Origin of the sequence: Cyanobium usitatum str. Tous, from assembly GCF_963920485.1 — a bacterium.
In the GTDB taxonomy this organism is placed as follows: Bacteria; Cyanobacteriota; Cyanobacteriia; order PCC-6307; family Cyanobiaceae; genus Cyanobium_A; species Cyanobium_A usitatum_A.
The window spans coordinates 1,039,753-1,059,582 of sequence record NZ_OY986431.1; the positions used below are offsets into that span (position 1 = coordinate 1,039,753).

25 protein-coding genes are annotated in these 19,830 nt (G+C 61.3%); 14 read left to right on the forward strand and 11 right to left on the reverse strand.

The window, feature by feature from the left end; translation table 11 throughout:
- On the forward strand, nt 1–1,089 hold the full coding sequence (locus tag U9970_RS05585; RefSeq protein WP_322765677.1) for an AI-2E family transporter: 1,089 nt from the start codon (nt 1–3) through the stop codon (nt 1,087–1,089).
- Between the two features lie 4 nt (nt 1,090–1,093).
- Nucleotides 1,094–2,095: an AI-2E family transporter gene (locus U9970_RS05590; protein ID WP_322765678.1), complete on the forward strand. Its 1,002-nt coding sequence runs from the start codon at nt 1,094–1,096 to the stop codon at nt 2,093–2,095.
- A gap of 244 nt (nt 2,096–2,339) precedes the next feature.
- Here the strand turns inward: U9970_RS05590 and secF are convergent, their stop codons facing one another.
- The 6 genes from secF to rsmA all read right to left on the reverse strand — a co-directional run bounded on the left by secF (nt 2,340) and on the right by rsmA (nt 8,007).
- Entirely contained in the window at nt 2,340–3,281 is a 942-nt protein-coding gene (gene secF / locus U9970_RS05595) for a protein translocase subunit SecF (RefSeq protein WP_322765679.1), read from the reverse strand.
- 31 nt (nt 3,282–3,312) lie between these two features.
- Nucleotides 3,313–4,782 carry a protein translocase subunit SecD gene (secD, locus tag U9970_RS05600; RefSeq protein WP_322765680.1) on the reverse strand — a complete coding sequence of 490 codons (1,470 nt, stop codon included), beginning with the start codon at nt 4,780–4,782 and terminating at the stop codon, nt 3,313–3,315.
- Between the two features lie 2 nt (nt 4,783–4,784).
- Nucleotides 4,785–5,768 (reverse strand): pyruvate dehydrogenase complex E1 component subunit beta, encoded by a 984-nt coding sequence (locus U9970_RS05605; RefSeq protein WP_322765681.1) that lies wholly within the window; start codon nt 5,766–5,768, stop codon nt 4,785–4,787.
- 139 nt (nt 5,769–5,907) lie between these two features.
- The gene (locus tag U9970_RS05610) at nt 5,908–6,243 is read right to left on the reverse strand and encodes a DUF3082 domain-containing protein (RefSeq protein ID WP_322765682.1); all 336 of its coding nucleotides are present in this window, start codon (nt 6,241–6,243) and stop codon (nt 5,908–5,910) included.
- Entirely contained in the window at nt 6,240–7,175 is a 936-nt protein-coding gene (ispE, locus tag U9970_RS05615) for a 4-(cytidine 5'-diphospho)-2-C-methyl-D-erythritol kinase (RefSeq protein ID WP_322765683.1), read from the reverse strand. Before ispE ends, U9970_RS05610 begins: the two co-directional genes overlap by 4 nt.
- On the reverse strand, nt 7,168–8,007 hold the full coding sequence (gene rsmA, locus U9970_RS05620) for a 16S rRNA (adenine(1518)-N(6)/adenine(1519)-N(6))-dimethyltransferase RsmA (RefSeq protein WP_322765684.1): 840 nt from the start codon (nt 8,005–8,007) through the stop codon (nt 7,168–7,170). Before rsmA ends, ispE begins: the two co-directional genes overlap by 8 nt.
- Nucleotides 8,008–8,087: 80 nt before the next feature.
- Here rsmA and U9970_RS05625 point away from each other — a divergent pair, with 80 nt between their 5' ends.
- Entirely contained in the window at nt 8,088–8,318 is a 231-nt protein-coding gene (locus U9970_RS05625; protein WP_322765685.1) for a hypothetical protein, read from the forward strand.
- On the opposite strand, the gene U9970_RS05630 is transcribed toward U9970_RS05625, so the two are convergent.
- Nucleotides 8,312–8,677, reverse strand: a complete 366-nt coding sequence (locus tag U9970_RS05630; RefSeq protein ID WP_322765686.1) for a YraN family protein — start codon at nt 8,675–8,677, stop codon at nt 8,312–8,314. The two genes, U9970_RS05625 and U9970_RS05630, sit on opposite strands and share 7 nt — an antisense overlap.
- Before the next feature lie 84 nt (nt 8,678–8,761).
- Between U9970_RS05630 and U9970_RS05635 the strand changes: the two genes are divergently transcribed.
- The 8 genes from U9970_RS05635 to U9970_RS05670 all read left to right on the forward strand — a co-directional run bounded on the left by U9970_RS05635 (nt 8,762) and on the right by U9970_RS05670 (nt 13,834).
- Complete coding sequence (locus tag U9970_RS05635) at nt 8,762–9,304, forward strand: pentapeptide repeat-containing protein (protein ID WP_322765687.1); 543 nt, start codon at nt 8,762–8,764, stop codon at nt 9,302–9,304.
- A 10-nt stretch (nt 9,305–9,314) separates the two neighbouring features.
- Nucleotides 9,315–9,731: a hypothetical protein gene (locus U9970_RS05640; protein ID WP_322765688.1), complete on the forward strand. Its 417-nt coding sequence runs from the start codon at nt 9,315–9,317 to the stop codon at nt 9,729–9,731.
- Nucleotides 9,731–10,390 carry a TMEM165/GDT1 family protein gene (locus U9970_RS05645; RefSeq protein ID WP_322765689.1) on the forward strand — a complete coding sequence of 220 codons (660 nt, stop codon included), beginning with the start codon at nt 9,731–9,733 and terminating at the stop codon, nt 10,388–10,390. Before U9970_RS05640 ends, U9970_RS05645 begins: the two co-directional genes overlap by 1 nt.
- A gap of 56 nt (nt 10,391–10,446) precedes the next feature.
- The gene (gap, locus tag U9970_RS05650; protein WP_254942453.1) at nt 10,447–11,448 is read left to right on the forward strand and encodes a type I glyceraldehyde-3-phosphate dehydrogenase; all 1,002 of its coding nucleotides are present in this window, start codon (nt 10,447–10,449) and stop codon (nt 11,446–11,448) included.
- Between the two features lie 63 nt (nt 11,449–11,511).
- Complete coding sequence (locus U9970_RS05655; RefSeq protein ID WP_322765690.1) at nt 11,512–11,889, forward strand: hypothetical protein; 378 nt, start codon at nt 11,512–11,514, stop codon at nt 11,887–11,889.
- Nucleotides 11,886–12,119 (forward strand): hypothetical protein, encoded by a 234-nt coding sequence (locus U9970_RS05660; protein ID WP_254936852.1) that lies wholly within the window; start codon nt 11,886–11,888, stop codon nt 12,117–12,119. The genes U9970_RS05655 and U9970_RS05660 overlap by 4 nt, the downstream gene beginning before the upstream one ends.
- A gap of 33 nt (nt 12,120–12,152) precedes the next feature.
- Nucleotides 12,153–12,533: a LexA family protein gene (locus tag U9970_RS05665; protein WP_407653087.1), complete on the forward strand. Its 381-nt coding sequence runs from the start codon at nt 12,153–12,155 to the stop codon at nt 12,531–12,533.
- Complete coding sequence (locus U9970_RS05670) at nt 12,530–13,834, forward strand: Y-family DNA polymerase (protein WP_322765691.1); 1,305 nt, start codon at nt 12,530–12,532, stop codon at nt 13,832–13,834. The genes U9970_RS05665 and U9970_RS05670 overlap by 4 nt, the downstream gene beginning before the upstream one ends.
- A 15-nt stretch (nt 13,835–13,849) precedes the next feature.
- Here U9970_RS05670 and U9970_RS05675 read toward each other — a convergent pair whose 3' ends face one another.
- Complete coding sequence (locus U9970_RS05675; protein ID WP_322765692.1) at nt 13,850–14,098, reverse strand: hypothetical protein; 249 nt, start codon at nt 14,096–14,098, stop codon at nt 13,850–13,852.
- A gap of 85 nt (nt 14,099–14,183) precedes the next feature.
- Between U9970_RS05675 and U9970_RS05680 the strand changes: the two genes are divergently transcribed.
- A complete protein-coding gene (locus tag U9970_RS05680; protein ID WP_322765693.1) occupies nt 14,184–14,804 on the forward strand; it encodes a methyltransferase family protein in 621 nt (206 codons plus the stop codon).
- 378 nt (nt 14,805–15,182) lie between these two features.
- Here U9970_RS05680 and dnaG read toward each other — a convergent pair whose 3' ends face one another.
- Complete coding sequence (gene dnaG / locus U9970_RS05685) at nt 15,183–17,276, reverse strand: DNA primase (protein WP_322765694.1); 2,094 nt, start codon at nt 17,274–17,276, stop codon at nt 15,183–15,185.
- Nucleotides 17,277–17,338: 62 nt separating this feature from the next.
- Between dnaG and U9970_RS05690 the strand changes: the two genes are divergently transcribed.
- The gene (locus U9970_RS05690; protein ID WP_322765695.1) at nt 17,339–18,190 is read left to right on the forward strand and encodes a DMT family transporter; all 852 of its coding nucleotides are present in this window, start codon (nt 17,339–17,341) and stop codon (nt 18,188–18,190) included.
- On the opposite strand, the gene U9970_RS05695 is transcribed toward U9970_RS05690, so the two are convergent.
- Nucleotides 18,159–18,605, reverse strand: a complete 447-nt coding sequence (locus U9970_RS05695; protein WP_322765696.1) for a hypothetical protein — start codon at nt 18,603–18,605, stop codon at nt 18,159–18,161. The genes U9970_RS05690 and U9970_RS05695 overlap by 32 nt on opposite strands.
- 17 nt (nt 18,606–18,622) lie before the next feature.
- Nucleotides 18,623–19,102 carry a hypothetical protein gene (locus tag U9970_RS05700; RefSeq protein WP_322766041.1) on the reverse strand — a complete coding sequence of 160 codons (480 nt, stop codon included), beginning with the start codon at nt 19,100–19,102 and terminating at the stop codon, nt 18,623–18,625.
- Between the two features lie 21 nt (nt 19,103–19,123).
- Here U9970_RS05700 and ruvA point away from each other — a divergent pair, with 21 nt between their 5' ends.
- Entirely contained in the window at nt 19,124–19,771 is a 648-nt protein-coding gene (ruvA, locus tag U9970_RS05705; RefSeq protein WP_322765697.1) for a Holliday junction branch migration protein RuvA, read from the forward strand.
- Nucleotides 19,772–19,830 lie beyond the last annotated feature (59 nt).

The following is a 19,830-nucleotide window of genomic DNA, read 5'->3' on the forward strand; positions in this document are numbered from 1 at the left end:
TTGAAATTCGGCCAGTGGTTAGGCCTGTTGGCCCTAGTGGCATCCCTGGTGCTGCTTTGGAGCCTGCGTCAGAGCCTGATTTACCTGTTTGCCGCTGTGGTGCTGGCTATGGCCCTTTGCACCCTGGTGGGATCGATAAGGTCCCGGCTGGGGTGCTCTAGACCGCTGGCTCTCCTGCTCAGCCTGGGCACGGTACTTCTGGTGTTGGCCGTGGCAGCCACCGTGGTGATCCCCCCTTTCATTGACCAATTCAGCCAGTTGCTGGGCAAGTTGCCGGCAGCAGCCGAAACCCTGCTGGATCTCTTGAGGGATGGTCTATCGCAGATCTCACAAATGATTTATGGCAGCAGGGATGGCGGCCTCGCCTGGCTGCGAGAGGGGCTGGTTGGTAGCGATGCTGGCGCAACCCCAGGCCTCTCTCCCCGCCTGGGCAGCAGCTTGGGCAGCGGCGCCCTGCGCCTGCTTGGGCTTGCAGGTGGCGTTGGCACCGGTCTGCTGCAGATTCTTTTTGTAGTTGCCGTTGCTTTGATGGTGGCTGTGCAGCCCACCGCCTACCTAGAGGTGGGTGTGCTCCTGGTGCCTTCGTTTTACCGGCGCCGCTTCCGTCAGGTGTTGGTGCAATGCGGTGATGCCCTAAGTGCCTGGATGGTGGGGGTGTTAATCAGCTCACTCTGCGTCGGCATCTTGGCGGCTATCGGCCTAAGTTTGCTCGCGGTGAAGTTGGTCGCAGCAAACGCCCTGCTAGCAGGCCTGCTCAACATCATTCCCAACATTGGACCAACCCTAAGCACGGTTTTTCCGATGTCCGTGGCCCTGCTAGATGCTCCCTGGAAAGCAGCGGCGGTGCTAGCGCTTTATGTAGCTGTTCAAAACCTGGAGAGTTATCTAATTACCCCTTCGGTGATGCATCACCAGCTCAAGCTGCTGCCTGGCTTCACCCTCACGGCCCAGTTGCTGTTCACGGTTGTCTTTGGTCCGCTGGGGTTGCTGCTGGCATTGCCCCTAGCCGTTTGCCTGCAGGTGATGGTGCGCGAGCTGCTAATTCGCGACATCCTGGACCCATGGAAACGTCTACGCCTGGCAGGCTGACGCGATGAACGGCCGCACATTGCTTGGAGCACTAGCCCTGATTGTCATCGGGCTGCTCACCTGGGAATTGCGATGGGTGCTGCTTGTGCTGTTCGGCGCCGTGGTGCTGGCTGTCGCCTTAGACGTACCTATCACCCTGCTGCGGCGCCTCCTGCCTCTGAACCGACCAGCTGCCCTAATAGTGGTGCTGGTTTCACTGGTGTTGCTAGGCGGGGCGCTGGGCCAGCTTTTGCTGCCTGAGCTGCTGGAGCAGATCAAGCAATTGACCACCCTTTTACCTGTCTTGGCTTTGCGGCTGAGCAGCCTGGCTCGCCAGGTGGATTGGCTGCCTGATCTAGAGCAGCAGTTGATGGCGCTTGGTACCTGGGAGCGGCTCCAGCCCCTGGGCGGTCAGCTGCTGGGCTTAGCCGGCGGCGCCGCAAACGCCACAATTCAGCTGCTGTTGATGGCGTTGCTGGCGATTCTTCTGGCCCTGGATCCTCGCAGTCATCAAAAGGTGATTGTTTCCCTTACTCCCAGCTTCTGGCGTCCCCAGATGCAACATCTGCTGGGTGAATCCCGCCAGGCGCTGGGTGGCTGGCTGGCGGGCATGACCCTGTCTGCCGTGAGCGTGTTTCTGCTCACTTGGGCCGGCCTAGCCCTGTTGGGCGTGCCGTTGGCCCTATTGAGCGCCCTGGTTTGCGGCCTGCTCACCTTCGTGCCCACGATTGGCCCCACCGCAGCCACCTTGTTGCCCCTGGCGGTGGGATTGCTGGTATCACCAGCAAAAATGGTGCAGGTTCTAGTGCTGCGGCTCATTTTGCAGAATGCCGAAGCCTTTCTGCTTACGCCTGTGCTACTGCGCCGAACTGTGAATTTGCTACCCACTGTTGCGCTCACTGCCCAGCTATGCCTAGGAGCCCTGCTTGGCCTCCCAGGTGTGCTACTTGCCTTGCCCTTAGTTGTCGTGCTGCAAGTTCTCTTTGAAGAAGTATTAGTAAAGGAAGTAATGGATCACTGGGATTGATAGCCAGAATAATTGCTAAGGCCTTTGCCGGTAGTGATGCAATAACGAAGGCAATAACAACAGCACTGCTGTAGCCAGGAGATGATTGCGAATCGCTGCCGCCAAGGAAGCCAAGGTAAAGTGGTCTGCCAGTAGCTGCAGCTCGACTCGCAGATCTAGAAGCGCAAGCAGAGCAAGCAAGATGGGCACAATGGAGCTCCCCATGCTGCGCCGGCCCAGCCTTGCACCATGGGCAGGAGGCTGATTAGCGACGGGACAATACCGGTAGCAGGGTGGGCGCCACACCGATACTTGAATAAGCTCCCACCAAAATGCCAAAACTCAGGGCAATTGAGAACCAAAACAAAGTGCTGCCACCAAAGAAAATTAGGGCAATCAAGGGCAGAAGCGTTGTAAGGGATGTGTAAACGGAGCGGGTCAAAGTACTTATCACCGCCTCATCCGCCTGATCGGCCAGTGGCAAGTCTTTTAGCTGAGCACGCTTCTCCCGTATTCGGTCAAATATGACCACAGTGTCATTCACTGAGTAGCCGGCAATAGTAAGTAGGGCCACAGCAAAAAGGCTGTTAACCTCTATCCCAGCCAGCACCCCAAGCCAAGCAAATAAGCCACACGTGATCAAAACATCATGACCCAGGCATACAAGTGCCAACAGTGCGTAAACGCGGTCGTAGCGGAAGGAAATGTATATGGATATACCTACGAAACTAACTAACAAAGAAACCAAGCTGGCCCGCAGCAGCTGGGAACCAAGGGTGGGGCCAATCGTGTCGACGGATAAACCACCCGAGACCGTCTCGCCGATTTGGCCCTCAAGAGATTTGAGCACCGCTTCGGACTGGGCAGGGCTCAGACTGGGCAGGCGCAAGACCAGTGACCGCCCTCCATCAAGAAGCTGAACCGTGGCTCCATTTAGTGGTGGAGCAGGATCCGAGCCATCCATTGGCAGCTTCAAGGCCACCAGGCTCTCTTGGACCGAATCAGCAGCCAATGGGGCACAGGCTGGCTTGCAGCTGCGCTCGATCTGAATCTGCGTACCTCCAGTGAAATCAAGTCCTGGGCGCAGTGGAGCTCGGATTGATGGGGACAACCAGCTGACAGCCATTCCCAACAAACTCAAAAGCAACGCCGCTGTGGATAGAAGCCATAACTGGCGACGATGGTGATTAACGCGGAAAGAAAACATTGGCCGGTGACTAGTTGGTGCCAGGGACATCTCAGGCAACCCCCTCTGAACGTTGAACAAGCGGGATGAAATAGTTAATGCGTCGCAAGCCTGGATAGCTCATCAGTACCCTGAGAAGTGTGCGGGTGCAAGTAAGAGAACTAAACAAACTAAGCAAAACTCCAATTCCAAGGGTTACTGCAAATCCCTTCACAAGACCCGTTCCCAAAGCGAATAAAGCGATGCAACTTATTAGCGTAGTAACCTGACTATCAACGATAGATGAAAATGCGAGAGCAAATCCAGTATCGATTGAGCGAATTAAGGTATTGCCAGATCGTAGCTCCTCCTTGATCCGCTCAAAAATAAGCACGTTTGCATCTACTGCCATTCCTAGCGACAAGATGAATCCAGCAATCCCTGGCAGACTTAGTGTGACAGGGATAAGGGCATAAACGGCCAAGTTGAACAGGCCATACAGGGATAGGGCAACTACCGCAACAAGGCCAGCCAATCGATAAACGATCACCATGAACACAGCTACTAGCAGCAGGCCTGTAAGGGCTGCCACAAGGCTGGTACGAATGTTTTCAGCTCCTAATGAGGGCCCAACTGTGCGCACTTCGAGGATTTTCACTGGCAGGGGCAAGGAACCTCCTCGAAGCTGAACCTCCAAATCCCTAGCCTGTTCTGCGGTGAAATTACCGGTGATACTTGCTGAGCCTCCAGTAATGCCCGCTGCCTTGAACTCAGGGCCAACTCTGGCCTCACTTATGGAGCGACCATCCAGAACAATGCCAAGCAAGCGGCCAGTGCCGGCAATCGATTGGGTGAGGCTGGCAAACTTATCGCCTCCATCCTTAGTGAAACCGAGAGTCACATCCCAGCCGGTGCCTGTTTGCTGCTGCTGGCGTCCTGCGGTGACAAGATCCTTGCCACTGAGGCCAGCTGGTTCGAATTGGGCAACGATGTCAACGTTGATACGTTGTAGGTCTGCCTCCAACTGATCACGATCAGCTTGTTTGGCGTCAGGCGAAGTTGGTACATCCGGCTGGGTGTCAGCAGCTTCGTTCACAGGGCCGTTTAGGCGGATTAAAAGTGCCGTTGCTTGACGTTTTAGGTTTAGCAGCTCCTGCATCCGCTGCTCGGTACCTGGTTTTTGGGCCCGAAATTCAAGTAGTGCTGTAGTGCCAAGAACCTTGGCGGCGCGGGACGGATCTTGCTCCCCAGGCAGTTGCAGCATCAGCTGATCGTCACCGACAGTTTGCAAGGTCGACTCAGCGACACCCAAACCATTAATGCGGCGGTCAAGCACCTCCTTGACCGCATCTAGCTGCTCCTTCTGAACAGTTTTGATGGCGCCAGCTGGCAAAACCTGGAGAGTTAGCTGGCTGCCACCACGCAGATCCAGGCCCAGGCGCTGGCCTAGGGGGGTCTCCGGTGTGTTCCAACTAAAGAGCAAGGCCCCGGCCGCAATTGCCAAGGCAAGGATCAGGGCAAACCACCCCTGTTGACGAGCCATATCTAAATCTTTCCGGCGACGAGCTGCCGGGCCGCATCAACAATCTGATGGGGTTGAATGATGGTCAGATTTTCCAGGGCACCGTTGTAGGGAGTGGGGATGTCCTGGGAAGACAACCGAATCGGCCGTGCATCAAGCTCATCAAAACAATGTTCCGTGATCAAGGCTAATAATTCAGCCCCAATGCCGCCTGTCTTCATACATTCCTCCACCACAATCACCTTGTGGGTTTTACGGATCGAGGTGGATATGGTCTCCATATCAAAGGGCTTAAGGCTGATTAGATCGATCAGCTCCACGCTTACCCCAGCCTTCTCCAACTGCTCGACAGCCTTGAGACAATGATGGCGCATGCGTGAGTAGGTAAGGATCGTGACATCCGATCCAACCTTTACAACCTCAGCCTGGTCAAGGGCACAGATGTATTCACCCTCCGGAATATCTTCCGATAGGTTGTACAACAACACGTGTTCAAAAAAGAGCACGGGGTTGTTGTCGCGGATTGCGGCCTTCATCAGGCCTTTGGCATTGGTGGGAGTGCTCACCGCCACAATTTTGATGCCGGGTACGGCATGGAAATAGGCCTCTAGGCGCTGGCTGTGTTCAGCACCTAACTGGCGACCAACACCGCCAGGACCGCGCACGACAGTGGGAATGGTGTAATTACCGCCGCTGGTGTAACGCAGCATCCCCATGTTGTTGGAGATTTGGTTGAAGGCCAGCAACAGGAAGCCCATATTCATGCCCTCCACGATTGGGCGCAGCCCCGTCATCGCCGCGCCAACCGCCATGCCAGCAAATGCATTTTCGGCGATTGGGGTGTCCAGCACCCGCAGCTCACCATATTTTTCGTAGAGATCTTTCGTGACCTTGTAGGAGCCGCCGTATTGACCGACGTCCTCACCCATCACGCACACGTAAGGATCTCTAGCCATCTCCTCGTCGATGGCTTCCCGGAGGGCATTGAAAAGCAGCGTCTCTGCCACGTCTGGGCTTGCACCATTTAGCTGCCAACCTATCTCAGCCGCCGGCGGCGAAGGTTGATAGCAGCAACACCGAAAGCAGCATGCCTGGGAGCAGCAGCGTTACTAGCAGGCCCAGATCGTGGGGAGTCATGGGGAGAAGTTAGGGCTTTTCGCCCGCCTCGGCAGGGGCCGATCCGGAACCGGACACCAAGCTGCGCACGAACACCAAGGCCAGACCAATGCCAATGAAGGCAAAGCTGAAGGTGGCAAGAAACGACATGCCAACAATCAGTGTTTTGAGGGCCGTGGCGATGCTCTGGGCAATCGCCGAGCCGTAGCTGGGTGGATGCATGGCGTAGTACGCCACCAATTTCTGGCTCAGACCCAAGGCCAGCCAGGCCAGCAGACCAGCGGTGAGCGAGCCCGAGAGGAAACTCAGCGGCCCTTTACGGGGCGCTGGATCACTGGGCTTGATGGGGGATTCGGATTTGGTCACTGAATCAGGCTGACACCCCGATCGCTGAAGCCACAACACCAAGACTCAAAGCCGTCCCGCTCAAACCGTTCGGCTAGGTCTGCGTGGGCGCTGCGAGCTTGGTCCACCCCTGGAAACAGGGCGAACAGACTGGGTCCAGAACCGCTCATGGCGACCGCCAGGGGTTGCTCGCTCTGGCGCAGCAATGCCAGGCCCTGGCGCACGGTTTCCACCTCTGGTTCCACTACGGCCTGCAGGTCGTTGCGCAGCGGTGGCCAGCTCCCATTTCCCGCGATGGCCCCTAGCAAGGGCGCTTGACGTAGGGCCTGACGGCGCTGCTCAAAGTCGGCTTCAGCCTCGAGATAGAAATCGCCGCGTAGCTCCTTGCAGCGTCCATAGGCCCAAGGCGTGCTGACACTCACCTCCGGGTGCTTGATCAGCAGTAGCGCCGGAGGCTCGCTTGAATTAAAGGGCAAGGCTTCCAGCTGCTCACCGCGGCCAAAGCAGAGCTGGGTGCCGCCATCAAGGCAAAACGGCATGTCGGAGCCAAGCTCAGCCGCCATGCTGTGCAGCTCCTGACTCTTAAAGCCCAGTCCCCATAGCTCGTTGAGACCAAGCAGCGCCGCCGCTCCATTACTGGAGCCGCCCGCAAGGCCAGCCCCGATCGGGATGCGCTTCTCGAGCACGATCTGGGCGCCAAGCTCGGCAAAACCTGAGCGGGAGCGCAGCATCTCAGCTGCCTTGACGACCAAATTGCTGCTGTTAGTGGGCAAGTCAGCCCGATCGCACTGGAGGCTGATTTGGCCATCTGCCGTGGGCCGCATCCTCAGGCTGTCGGCCAGATCGATCGACTGCATCAGCATCGCCAGCTCGTGGAAGCCATCGGGGCGCAGCCCAAGCACCTCCAAGTGCAAATTGATCTTGGCGGGGGCACGCACGCATAGATCAGCCATGGGTAGGGGCGGCAGCGGGCTCAGCAATGACCTGATTCAAGCTGCCCGCCAACGCCACCCAGGCTGCTGGCGCGATCTCCTGGGGCCGCTGCTGCAGGCCGATGCCCGCTGCTTCCGCCAACCCAGCCAGTTCCGCTTCGGGCAGCAGGCCTGCCAGGGTGTTGCGCACCATTTTGCGGCGAGCGGCAAAACAGCGCTTCAAAAGCATCTCCACCGTGCGGGCTAGTTGGGGTGCCAATTGCTGCTCCACTGGCAGCGGCTCCAACAGGATCACCTCCGAGTGCACCTGGGGCGGCGGCTGAAAACAGAGCGGTGGCACGGCACATACGGAGCGGCAGTTGGCCAGCAGCTGCATGCGCACGCTCAGAGCCGAAAAGGCGCTGGCGCCAGGCTCACTGCGGATCCTTTCCCCTACCTCCCTTTGCACCAGCAGCACTAGGCGGTCGTAGGGGTGGGCAACTGGCCGATCGAGCCGGCCCACCAGCCGCTCTAGGAGGGGGCCGGTGATGTTGTAGGGAATGTTTGCCACAACCTTGTTGGCGGCAGGCAGCTCCACTGTCAGCACGTCCCCCGAGGTGAGCTGGAAGCGCGGCTGGTCGCCGAAGCGCTCCTGCAGGCCCAGCACCAGATCGCGATCAAGCTCCACTGCAGCCACCGCTGCCGCCGGGGTAGCCAGCAGCCGCTCGCTGAGAGCTCCCCGACCCGGCCCCACCTCCAACACCCGATCGCTGGCTTCAAGCTCTGCGGCCGCCACGATGCGCGCGAGCACCGTCTGATCTATCAACCAGTGCTGGCCGAAGCGCTTGCGGGCGCGGTGGGCAGTAAATGTCATCTTGAAGTCGTCAGGTATCCACAATGGCTGTTGCCCCATATCCAGGCATTCATCCGCAGGCTTTGATTTGCGCGGCGGCCATGGTTGCCGCTCTGCCGTTCCTGACCCTCCCCGCTCAAGCAGGCAGCGTCACCGCATCCTCGATCTGGGACAAAAGCAACGCCATTGAACGGGCCCGGCAGCAGCTTCCAGCAGGTGCGGTTGTTACCGCTGAGCGTTGCCAGGAAACGGAGGTAGGGATGGGCAACTATCGCTACCTATGCACCGTCGAGTTCAGCCAGCCAGCGCCAGCGGCCACTACCGATCAGTGATCGGCGCGGATCCAGCGGACAGGTCCGGGCGCCGGTGCAAGGGGCACCAAGGCAAATACCAGCTCCACCGAGCTCTCCGCCCAAACCGGATGCTCCTCCAGCCAGCAGCGCCAGGCTCGCTCCAACCGCTGCCGCTTGCCGCGGCGCAAGGCACCGGCACCCCAACTATCTGGCCCGCAACGGCTGCGACCTTTCACTTCCACCACCAGTAGGCGCCTCCCTTTTTCCAGCACCAGATCCAGTTCTCCCCAGCGACATGACCACTGGCGGGAGAGCAAACGCCAACCCCTGCCGAGCAGTAGGCGCAGCACCCGCTGCTCGGCCCAGTCGCCCTGGCGGCGTGCAGTGGTGCGAGCCATTGGCCTGGAGCAGCGGCCTCCAGGGTTCCCACGCAGTGCGCTGCTAGGTGCCCTGCCTAGGCTGGAAGTAGCCACCCAGCTGTCATGTTGCCACTTTCATCTTCCGGTCGATCCCGTTCCGGTCGTTCTCCGCGCAGCCTGGCCGGCGGGGTGCTGGCGCTGTTGTTCGCCCTGGCCAGTGCCATTGGTTTTGCCTTGTCGTCCCCCCTGCCCGCCCAGGCGGCCATGGATGTGGCCAAGCAGGTGCTAATCGGCGCTGATTTTCATGACCAGGATCTGAGGGGCGCCACCTTCAACCTCACAAATTTGCGGGACGCCACCTTTGCCGGCTCGGACCTGCAGGGAGCCAGCCTGTTTGGCGCCAAGCTTCAGGACGCTGACCTAAGCAATACCAACCTGAAAGAGGCAACGCTTGATTCGGCGATCTTCGATGGCACCAACCTCACCAATGCAGTGCTGGAAGACGCCTTTGCCTTCAACACCAAATTCACCAATGTGGTGATTGAGGGGGCAGATTTCACCAATGTGCCTTTGCGGGGTGATGCGCTGAAAACCCTTTGTGGCCTGGCCAGTGGCACCAACCCGGTGACCGGCCGCGACACCCGCGCCAGCCTGGGCTGCAGCTGAGAGCTAATCGATGAGCTTCGACGCCCGTAGCCGCGAACGCCTCCAAGCCCTAGGCCGCAGCCTGCCCCAACCCCTACCCAAGCCTGAGCCGACTCAGCAAAGCCAAACCAAAGCCACCGATAAGCGCCACCGAGTGGAGCTTGAGCAAAACCCGGAGGCCCTGTTTCGCGAGCTGATGCAGGTCAGCCCCGATGGCAAGGTGCCACCTCACCTGATGGAGCGGCTGCGCGAGCTGGAGAGCCGCCGCCAGTGCGCTACCCCTGCGCCGGCGCCAAGCATTGCCGCCAGCCCCACCAAGCTACGTGGTCGCAACACCGCTGGGCGGGCCGATCGCCGCACTGCAGCTGAATATGGCGATCTGTATACCGCCTTTCAGCAATTGCTGCTGGAGGACGAGGAGGACATGCCCTCAGCTATTGATAAGTGATGGCTTCACCCCTTTCCAGCGACCCCAGCCTGGCTGCCTTCGGCTCCAGCCTCACCGCCATCACCCTGGCCGAGTTGGGCGATAAAACCTTTTTCATGGCGCTGATCCTGGCGGTGCGCCACCGCGCCCGCTGGGTATTTATTGGCTCATTTGCCGCCCTAACCGCGGTCACCCTGATCTCCCTGGCCCTTGGATACGGCCTGAGGGAGCTGCTACCTCAAAGCCTGGTGCCCTGGCTGGCCGCCGTGCTCTTCCTCAGCTTTGGCATCAAGCTGCTGATCGATGCCCAGGGCATGGCTGCCAATGCGGCTACCGAGGAGAAGGCGGAGGCTGAGCAGGTAATCAATACGGCGGAAAGCAGCAAGGTCTTCAACACGGCCTGGGCCGTGATCTGGGAGTCCTTCGTGCTGGTATTTATCGCTGAGCTAGGCGACCGAACCCAGTTCACTACTATCTTTATGGCCACTGCACCGGCCCAGGTATTCAGCTTTGGCGGCCTGCTCGCCGGCACGCTGTTAGGCCATGCCCTGGTCACCTGGCTGGCCGTAGGCGCCGGCAAGTGGATTGGTCAATGGGTGAATGAGCGCCTGCTCTATCGCCTCAGTGGCGGCCTATTTCTAGTGTTTGGTCTGGCGGCCCTGAGCCAGGCCCTGAGCTGATCCATCCCCCGTATGGTGCCCCCATACTTTCGCCACAGGGTTTAGGGAGCTCCACCATGACCATTCGCATCGGCATTAACGGTTTCGGCCGCATCGGCCGCCTTGCCTTCCGCCGTGCCATGACCCTGGCGGACGTGGAAATCGTTGGTATCAACGACCTGATCGAGGTCGACTACCTGGCCTACATGCTCCGTTATGACTCCACCCATGGCCGCTTTCAGGGTGAGGTGGCCGTCGAAAACGGACAGCTGGTGGTGAATGGCCAGGTGATCCGCATCAGCGCCGAGCGAGATCCAAACAACCTCAAGTGGGGTGAGGTTGGCGCCGACTACGTGCTTGAAAGCACCGGTTTTTTCCTCACCGACGACTCTGCTCGCGCTCACATCAATGCTGGCGCCAAGCGTGTGGTGATGAGCGCTCCCTCCAAAGACGCCACACCAATGTTCGTGATGGGCGTGAACCACAGCAGCTATGCCGGCCAGGACGTGGTTTCCAATGCCAGCTGCACCACCAATTGCCTGGCACCTGTCGCCAAGGTGCTGCACGACAACTTCGGCATCGTCAATGGCTTGATGACCACGGTGCATGCCACCACCGCCACCCAGAAAACCGTGGATGGCCCATCGGTGAAGGACTGGCGTGGTGGCCGCGGCGCGGCCCAAAACATCATCCCCAGCTCCACCGGTGCCGCTAAGGCGGTTGGCCGGGTGATCCCCGAGCTCAACGGCAAGCTCACCGGCATGGCATTCCGCGTGCCCACCCCCGATGTGTCGGTGGTGGACCTGACCGTGAACCTTGCCAAACCGGCCAGCTACGACCAGATCAAGGCCGCCATGAAGGCTGCCAGCGAAGGCCCCATGGCCGGAATTCTTGGCTACACCGAAGACGAGGTAGTGAGCACCGACTTTCTGGGCGAGAGCTGCACCTCGGTGTTTGATGCCGGCGCCGGCATCGCCCTCACCGACACCTTCGTGAAGGTTGTGGCTTGGTACGACAACGAGTGGGGCTACAGCTGCAAGTGCCTCGACCTGATGCGCCACATGGCCAGCGTGGGATAGGGCCTGCGCCGCTGACCGTGGGACAGGCCGGGCACTGGAGAAGGGTCCTGTCCTTTTCTGCCCATGGCCTGTGCCGCCGTGATCTCCCTGCTTGAACCCTGCCAATCCCGCCAGGGCCACTGGCTGCTGCCAGATGCCGGTTTCCCCCAGCAGCTGGCCAGCTTGCTTGGCTCGCCCCTGCGCAGCAGTGGCAGGCCGCCCAGCAGCTGGCAGGAGCTGAATGCTGTTTTCTTGCCCCTGGCGCCGCTGCCAGCACCGGAAACCCTTTCTCCTACACCTGCTGCTACCTACCGCTACCTGATCTGCCTGGACCGGCGCGGTGGCCGTGTGTCCTGCTGGCGGCGCTATCCGGAAGGGCTGGGCTGGCAACGCCGTTGCGGTCCGATGCCGCTGGCACTGTTCATACGTCGCTTCAACCAGCGCCTAACCTCCACCCCATGACCGGCAATCTCCAGGCGATCGGCTTTTTGTTCAGCTGGGTGCTCGGCTGGGGCATCGGCGGCTCCCTGATCGATGCGGGACTAATCCAGGCCGGCGTCTATTCCCTCGAAACCGGCCAGCTCGGCACCCTCACCACCTTCGTGTTGTGGACCTTGCTGTGGGGCGCAGCTGGCGCCTGGCTCTACCGCCGCTTCACGACCACTACGCCCGAGTCCGGCGAGCCGGATTAAGACAGCGCAGCAGTACGCCTGAACTAGTGTGGCTTGATCCGCGGCGCGCGCCTGGCACACCCAGCCCATCCAGCCTCCTCGCCATTGCCGGGCAGCGCCAGTCTCAGTGCCCAGTTAATCCGTTGCCATGCCAGCACGGTGTTACTGCGGGTGAGTGGTGAATCGATGCAGGCAGCCGGAATCGACCACGGCGACCTGCTGATCGTCGATCGAGGCCTGGAGCCCCGCCCCGGCCAGATCGTGGTGGCCTGCCTGGATGGCTGCTTCACCCTTAAACGGCTAGTAGCCCACCAGGGCCGGCTACGACTGGAGGCAGCCCACCCGGCCTACCCGCCCCTAGAGCTGGATTGCTTTGATGGCGCTCGCATCTGGGCGGTGGCCCTGCACGTGGTCCGCACCCTGAAAGCGCCATGAGCTGCGAACCCTGGAGCCGCCGCCGCCAGGCAATCGTGCTGATCGACGGCAACAACTTCTACGCCTCCTGCGAAGCGGTGCTGGATCCAGCCGTGCTGGGGAGGCCGTTGGTGGTGCTCTCCAATAACGACGGTTGCATCGTGTCGCGCAGCGCCGAGGCCCGAGCCCTCGGCATCCGCATGGGCCAGCCCTACTTTCAGGTGCGGCGCGAGCTGGAGCGCCAGGGCGTGGTGGTGCGCAGCTCCAACTACGCCCTCTACGCCGACATGAGCCAGCGGCTGATGGCCACCCTGGAGCCCTGGGTGGAAGCTCTGGAGATCTATTCGATCGATGAAGCTTTCGGTCAGCTCAGTCGGCCCGCCGACCAGCGCAGCCTGCACGATTGGGGCCGGCAGCTGCGTCACCACGTGCTCTGCCAGCTAGGTCTACCGGTGGCGGTAGGCATCGGCCCCAGCAAGGTGCTGGCCAAGCTCGCCAACCGCCTTGCCAAGACGACGGCCCGCGCCACGGGTGTCTTCGACCTCGGCAGCATGGATGACCCCGACCCCCACCTGGCAGCGGTCGCTATCGAGGATGTCTGGGGCATTGGCCGCCAGCTCTCCCGCTGGTGCCGCCTGCGCGGTGTCGCCGATGCCAAGGCTCTGCGCGACATGCCCAGTGGCGAACTGCGCCGCCGCTGCGGCGTGGTGGGACTGCGCCTGCAGCAGGAGTTGCGGGGTATGGCCTGCCTACCCCTAGAGACCCTGCCGGCCGCCAAGCGGGAAACCTGCGTGAGCCGCAGCTTCAGCCAGCCGATCACCAGCCAGAGCGAACTGAGGGAGGCTGTTGCTACCTACCTGAGCCGGGCGGCGGAGAAATTGCGGCGGCAACAGCAACGGGCTGGAGCAATCACGGTGTTCGTGCGCAGCAACCCCTTCAACGGCACTAGTTTTTACAGCAACAGCGCCACGGTGAGCCTGCCGCTGGCCAGCAATGACACCGCCGTGCTGCTGCAGGCAGCCCTACCCCTGGTGGCAGTGCTATTCAGCCCCCACAAGCCCCTGCACAAAGCGGGGGTGCTGCTGCAGCAACTGCGGGGCGAGGAGACCCTCCAGCACAACTTGCTGCTGCCCCTGCCCTTGGAGCAGCAACACCGTCGCACAGCCCTGATGGCCACCATCGACCAGCTCAACCGCCACTACGGCAGCGGCACCGTGCAATGGGCAGCTGCGGGAATGCAAACCCCCTGGCGGATGCGGCGCTCACGACTGTCTGGGGCGGCCACCACCCGCCTAGACGCCATCCCGATGGTGCGGGCCTGATCACTGCGGGCCTGATCACAATGGCAACAAGGCCGCTTCGATCATGGCGGCAGTAACGGTGATCGTCTCCAGTTCATCGGCATTGTCGAGGTAGGCCTCAAACGAGGCATAGCGCCGGATGCAGGGAGGAGCGCTGGCAGCGGCGCAGGCCTCAGGCCAGCTGCTGTCTTCAGGCTGCACGGAGAGATAGGCGGTGAGAGCTTCCTCAAGATCGCTGCCATCACCGATGGCTTCACCGTCCCAGAACACCTCGAAAAACCCCATGGAACCAGGGTGAAATCAGCAGGTAGGCAGCGTATGCGGGGATCAGCAAAGAAAGGAGTAGACCAAGGCTGACTGTGACGGGCCGATGACCCCATTGCCTAAGGCGCCCGGCAAGACTTGGTGGGAACACCAGCGCACCGGGCTATCAAAATTGGTGGCAGCACTGGCTTTCATTCTGATAGCACTCACCCAGAGCCACTGGGAGCTGCACCATGAAAATGTGGCCACGTTCCTTTTCAGCACCGGCCTTGGCCTGGCGGCCATTGGAGCAACAGGGCGGATCTGGTGTTCATTTTTTATCTCCGGCCGCAAGGACGGAGAGCTGGTCACTGAGGGGCCCTACTCGATTAGTCGCAACCCGTTATATGTATTCAGCTGCATTGGTTTAGTGGGGGTGGGACTCAGCACCGAAACACTCGCCTACCCGCTACTCTTTCTGGTGATATTTGGTCTTTATTACCCGGGGATTATGGCTAGGGAGGAAAGACGGCTCGAAGAACTATTCGGCGAATCCTTCCGCCAATATCAGCAGCGGGTGCCACGCTTCTGGCCCAATCGCGGGCTCTACAGCGAGCCCGCAAGTTGGAGCAGCAATCCGCGTCTATTTCGCGCCACATCCTCAGCGACATCTGGTTTGTATGGATTGCGGCAATCATTGAACTGGTGGAGGGTTTGCGCAACGTTGGCTGGCTGCCCCACCTGTTGACGCTCTGGTGAAATCACCACCAGTCATCCCAGAAAGGGCCGCCAAAATCGTCGTCATAGCCCGGTTCCACGGTCCATGTAGGAGTGGGGCCACCTGCCTGCGGCGGTTTTGGGGGGCCGGAGAGAGTTTCGGCGTTGATGCCGGGAATCGGCACCACCCCACAGGGGCACTGACACAGACCATCTGGGCCGATCACGCCCTGGCTGGGTTGCTCACAGCTGCAGGGGCAGGGTTGGGCAAGCGCGGCAGGGGTAAGCCACAAAGGCAGTAGTAAAGATGGCAGTAAAAATAGGGAAAGCCGGGGAAGAAACATCAAAGCGAGAGGAAAAACAGAGTGCTGAAAAGGTCTTAGGGCAAGACATAGGTGGTTGCCGCTAATTAAGCCGCCGGTTGATCCATCACCTCCTCGTAGCCAGCGCGGCGCTGGGAGTCGAGATGTTCGAGATGTTTGCGTTCGTTGTAATAGAGCTCCTGAAAGCGCAGGGCGTCGCTGTTGAGTTCGCTGAAGAGGGCCTCGATGCGCGATTCCATATCGCTCAGCGGTGCCAGGCCTGAGGCCGTGGCCCGGGCCTCCTCCCTTTCTTGCTCCAGCAGCCGGGCAATACAACGCTCCAGGGTCTCAAGCCGCTGACTGCTCCAGGCATCCAGCAGATGCCGGCAGCGCTTGACGCTCTTCTGGCGCTCCAGAGATGCCGTGGCACCGCGCAGCTGAAGCAGGGGCTGGCCAAAAGCCATGCGCTGCAGCTCATTAGGCTCAAGCAAAGGCGTCAGCCTGGAGAGCAGGGCGCTCTGCTCCACCACCAGCTGATCGCCCAGCAACCGGGGCAAATCAAGATCGGCGAGGTCTGAGCCGGGGTCTTGGCCTCGGTTGATCGCCTCGAGCCGGCCCACACCGAGGTTGACCTCCTCTAGGCCGCTAATCGCAGCCCAAAGCAGGCGGTGGTGCTTGAGAGCGAAATCGTCGAGTTCGCGCTGCCGCAACTCCACCCGGATCGCACTGCGGTAGTTGGGGCAATGCAGATACATCCGCAACACCTCCGCTTCTGCCCGCTCCCGAAGCCCAGCCTCACCCGGCAACTCCCACTTCTGGGAACGGCCATGCCAGCGCTGGCCTTTGACCTGCTGACGCAGATCGTCTTCCAGCTGGATCGCCAGACGGGCCTGACCACCGCTGAGACGCTCGGCCACCCGCTGCAGATAGTGGCTGCGCACCGCGCTCTGGGGCAGCTTGCCAAGCAGGGCAACAAGGGCCGTCACCGCAAGCTGGAACTGGTCGGGACGGGCTAGATCTCGGCCCTCGAGCACCTGCTCGATCTGCCAGTCGAGCCAGAGCGGCGCCTGATCAAGCAGGGCCCGGTAATCGCCAGCACCCTGGCTCTTGAGAAACTCATCGGGATCCTTGCCGGAGGGCAGCTGCAGCACCCGCAGCTCCAGCTGGCCCTGCAAAGCCAGCTGCTCCACTTCACCGATGGCCCGTTGGGCAGCGCGCACACCGGCGCCATCGCTATCGAAGTTGAGCACCATCCGCCGCCCCTCGCAGCAGCGGCAGAGCTGGGTGATCTGCTGGCTACTGAGGGCAGTGCCAAGGGACGCCACCGCATTGGTGATGCCGGCGGCGTGCAGGGCGATCACGTCGAAGTAGCCCTCCACCACCACGGCTCGGTCGTCCTTACGGATCGCGGCTGCGGCTTTATCGAGGCCAAAGAGATGCTTGCCCTTCTCGAAGACCTCAGTCTCCGGAGAGTTGAGGTACTTGGGCTCGCCGCCATCGAGGCTGCGGCCACCGAAACCGATCACCCGCCCCTGGCGGTCCTTGATCGGCACCATTACCCGGCCGCGAAAGCGGTCGTAGAAACCTCGGCCGTCCTGGGAACTGGCGCCCTTGCGTGGCACCACCAGGCCTGCTTCTTCAAGCAGCTCCGGCCCCAGCCCCTCAACCTGCTGCAGGTGAATTAGCAGGCCATCCCAACGGTCGGGAGCAAAGCCGAGCTCGAAGGCCTCCAGGGTGGCTTCACTCAGGCCGCGACTTTCGCGCAGATAGGTGAGAGCGGCGGCTCCCTCAGGGGCGTGCAATTGGCTGCGGAACCAACCAGCCGCCAGGGTGAGGACCCGGTGCAGCTGTTCGCGACGGGAGAGCTGCTTGCGCAGCCGCTCCTGCTGGGGGCCATCGAGGGTCTCGATTGGCAGCTGGTATTTGCGCGCCAGCTCCAGCACCACATCGCTGAAGCTCTGACGCTGGTGCTCCATCAAAAACTTGATGGCATTGCCGCCGGCACCACAGGAGAAGCAGTAGTAGAACTGCTTTGCCGGGGACACCGTCATCGACGGCGATGTGTCGTCGTGGAAGGGACAGATGCCTACGTACTCACGACCCTTCTTTTTGAGCACCACGTGCTCGCCCACCACATCAACGATGTCAGCCCGCTCCTTGACGGCCTCAATCGTGCGGGGGTGGAGACGCGGCAGGCTCAAGGAAGGGGCTAGTTGCGGTGGGCGCTGAAGCGAAGCCTGATTCTGACCGGGGGAGGCAAGCCATGCTCGGCATGGTGGCCAGTGCCCTGAGCTTTTCGCTGATGGGCGTTTGCGTCAAGCAGGTGGGAGGACGCATTCCCGCCGCCGAGGTGGTGTTCGCCCGGGCGATCGTGAGCGTGGCCCTGAGCTGGTGGCTGCTGCACCGAGCTGGGATTCCAGCTTGGGGCAATAGGCGCTTGCTACTGATCTGGCGCGGAGCGATCGGCACTGCCGCCCTGCTGTGTGTTTATGCCGCCCTAGCGGCCTTGCCCCTGGCAGCGGCCACGGTGCTGCAGTACCTCTACCCGCCGTTCACGGCCCTGCTGGCCTGGCTGCTGCTGGGTGAGCCAATCGGCAAGCGCGTGCTGGCGGCCATGGCCCTGGGCTGGCTCGGGGTGCTGCTTGTCGCCCAGCCGGCCGGCCTGCTGCAGGGGGGGGCGACCCTGGCGCTTGTTCCCGTACTGATCGCCGTTGCCGGTGCCCTGTTCACCGCCCTTGCCTACGTAAGCGTGCGCTCCTTGGGCACGAGCGAGCACCCGCTGGTGATCGTCTTCTACTTCCCCTTGGTGGCTCTGCCCTTGAGCCTGCCCCTGGTGGCCCTCAATCCCGTGCTTCCCACCCCAGCGGAGCTGCTTTGGCTGGTCGGGGTTGGGATATTCACCCAGCTTGGTCAGGTGTATTTGACCCGCAGCCTCACTGCCCTGCCGGCGGCGCGAGCAACGGCGATCAGCTACGTGCAAGTGCTGTTTGCCGGTGGCTGGGGCTGGTTGCTATTTGGCGAGTCAATCGACAGCTGGACCATCGCCGGGGCTGGCCTCGTACTGGCAGCCACCCTGGTGAGCCTTAGCCACAGTCAGCGACAGAAGCCTTCTTAGCCTCGGCATGGGCGAGAACCCGGCGGCAAAACTCCACCAGCTCCTCCGGCGTCATGTCGTGTTTGGCGTCGTTGGTTCGCCAGGCGCAGATAACGAAATCTGGCTCGGGGAGATTGGAACGGTGATCGATTGTGGGAAGCAGGGCGTACTGCTTTTTGTGTGCGCCCCTTCCAGCTTCCGCTTCCCGGTTGTCGTAGGTGCCAATCAGATGCCAGTCGAGCTGCTCGCCGGTCCAGTGGTCGAGGCCGCCCGATGTCACCACCGCGTTGTGAATGGCGATGCGGTATTCCTGCACGTTGCTGCTGCCGCCACGTTTCTGATCCCGTTTGCACAGGGTGACCGCCTTGCGCTGCACCCAACCGGGGTAGATGCGGGCGGCTATCTCAGGCAGCCAGGCAGGCGGGCTCGTATCCATCCTTTAAGTCTTGCTGATCAGCCCCTTGCCTTAAGTGGTAGCGGGTCGGTGATCCAGGTCTGCTGGTCTTCAGCCCCGGCAGATGGGGCAGGGCCCACAGGGCGGGCCAAACGCCAGCTTTGCCCGCGCTCTCCCCGCTGCAGGAAGAGCTCAAAGGGACTGTCCACCCGGATCGGATCGCCAGCGAGGCGCCAGTCGAACTGGCCCTCCAGCCGCAGCCCCTTGGCCTCACCAATCAAGATCGGCTGCTGCTGAGCCACCCGCACCCGGCTTACCTCGGGCATGCCGCCGGCATCCAAGGCCAGGGCATCAGCGATGGCGCCCTGGGTGAGCTGAATCTGCAACTCAAGGGCCTGCAGCAACACCGATCGCGGCGGCTGAGCGGCAGCGCTGCAACCAGTCAGCACTACGCAAGCCATCAACAGCAGTGGCAGCAACCAGGCGCTCAACCGGCGAAGCAGCAGGGGCTGGGCACGGCTGAACACGGCGGGCACGATGGGGAACCTATTACTGACTCCATGATCGGCTGGCTGCAAGGGCAACTCAACCATCCCTGGCAGCAGGACAAGCGCTACGGCCTGCTGCTGGTGTGTCTGGGGGTGGGTTACGAGGTTCAGGTGAGCCAGCGTCAATGGCAGCAGCTGCCGGTGGAGGGCAGTGCTCTGGAGCTGCACATCCACCTGGCCATCCGCGACGACGCCTGGATTCTCTACGGCTTTGGTGAGCGCCACGAAAGGGATCTGTTTCGGGAATTGGTTGCCGTCAGCGGCGTAGGGCCCCAAATGGGCCTGGGATTACTGGGAGTGATGGATCCCAGGGAGTTGGTGCAGGCCATCGTGCAAACCGATCTACGCCGGCTCTGCCAGGCGCCCGGGGTGGGCAAGCGCACCGCCGAGCGCTTGGCTGTCGAGCTCCGCACCAAACTGCAACAGCGGTTTCTGGGGCAACTGGAAAACCACGGCGATCCGGATTCGCTGGCAGACGGCCCCCTGCTGCCGGCAGAAGGCCGTGATGAAGTGCAGCTAACCCTGGCTGCCCTGGGCTACGAAGCCCTTGAAATCCATCGCGCCCTGCGCGCCGTAGCCGCCGTGGGCATGGGGGAGTCGGCCGGGGCAGAAGATTGGATCCGAGAGTGCCTGCGCTGGCTATCCCGCCCAATGGACTGATAAGGGCATAACCAATGTCCGCCAGAAGGTATGGTGGATGCTTGCACCGTAGGTCCCCA

Excerpts from the sequence above, each read along its gene's own strand:
- U9970_RS05590 (WP_322765678.1), top strand. The coding sequence starts at position 1,094 with ATGAACGGCCGCACATTGCTTGGAGCACTAGCCCTGATTGTCATCGGG.
- secF (WP_322765679.1), bottom strand. The coding sequence starts at position 3,281 with ATGTTTTCTTTCCGCGTTAATCACCATCGTCGCCAGTTATGGCTTCTA.
- secD (WP_322765680.1), bottom strand. The coding sequence starts at position 4,782 with ATGGCTCGTCAACAGGGGTGGTTTGCCCTGATCCTTGCCTTGGCAATT.
- ispE (WP_322765683.1), bottom strand. The coding sequence starts at position 7,175 with ATGGCTGATCTATGCGTGCGTGCCCCCGCCAAGATCAATTTGCACTTG.
- rsmA (WP_322765684.1), bottom strand. The coding sequence starts at position 8,007 with ATGACATTTACTGCCCACCGCGCCCGCAAGCGCTTCGGCCAGCACTGG.
- U9970_RS05625 (WP_322765685.1), top strand. The coding sequence starts at position 8,088 with ATGGTTGCCGCTCTGCCGTTCCTGACCCTCCCCGCTCAAGCAGGCAGC.
- U9970_RS05630 (WP_322765686.1), bottom strand. The coding sequence starts at position 8,677 with ATGGCTCGCACCACTGCACGCCGCCAGGGCGACTGGGCCGAGCAGCGG.
- U9970_RS05635 (WP_322765687.1), top strand. The coding sequence starts at position 8,762 with ATGTTGCCACTTTCATCTTCCGGTCGATCCCGTTCCGGTCGTTCTCCG.
- U9970_RS05640 (WP_322765688.1), top strand. The coding sequence starts at position 9,315 with ATGAGCTTCGACGCCCGTAGCCGCGAACGCCTCCAAGCCCTAGGCCGC.
- U9970_RS05645 (WP_322765689.1), top strand. The coding sequence starts at position 9,731 with ATGGCTTCACCCCTTTCCAGCGACCCCAGCCTGGCTGCCTTCGGCTCC.
- gap (WP_254942453.1), top strand. The coding sequence starts at position 10,447 with ATGACCATTCGCATCGGCATTAACGGTTTCGGCCGCATCGGCCGCCTT.
- U9970_RS05655 (WP_322765690.1), top strand. The coding sequence starts at position 11,512 with ATGGCCTGTGCCGCCGTGATCTCCCTGCTTGAACCCTGCCAATCCCGC.
- U9970_RS05660 (WP_254936852.1), top strand. The coding sequence starts at position 11,886 with ATGACCGGCAATCTCCAGGCGATCGGCTTTTTGTTCAGCTGGGTGCTC.
- U9970_RS05670 (WP_322765691.1), top strand. The coding sequence starts at position 12,530 with ATGAGCTGCGAACCCTGGAGCCGCCGCCGCCAGGCAATCGTGCTGATC.
- U9970_RS05675 (WP_322765692.1), bottom strand. The coding sequence starts at position 14,098 with ATGGGGTTTTTCGAGGTGTTCTGGGACGGTGAAGCCATCGGTGATGGC.
- U9970_RS05680 (WP_322765693.1), top strand. The coding sequence starts at position 14,184 with ATGACCCCATTGCCTAAGGCGCCCGGCAAGACTTGGTGGGAACACCAG.
- U9970_RS05690 (WP_322765695.1), top strand. The coding sequence starts at position 17,339 with ATGCTCGGCATGGTGGCCAGTGCCCTGAGCTTTTCGCTGATGGGCGTT.
- U9970_RS05695 (WP_322765696.1), bottom strand. The coding sequence starts at position 18,605 with ATGGATACGAGCCCGCCTGCCTGGCTGCCTGAGATAGCCGCCCGCATC.
- ruvA (WP_322765697.1), top strand. The coding sequence starts at position 19,124 with ATGATCGGCTGGCTGCAAGGGCAACTCAACCATCCCTGGCAGCAGGAC.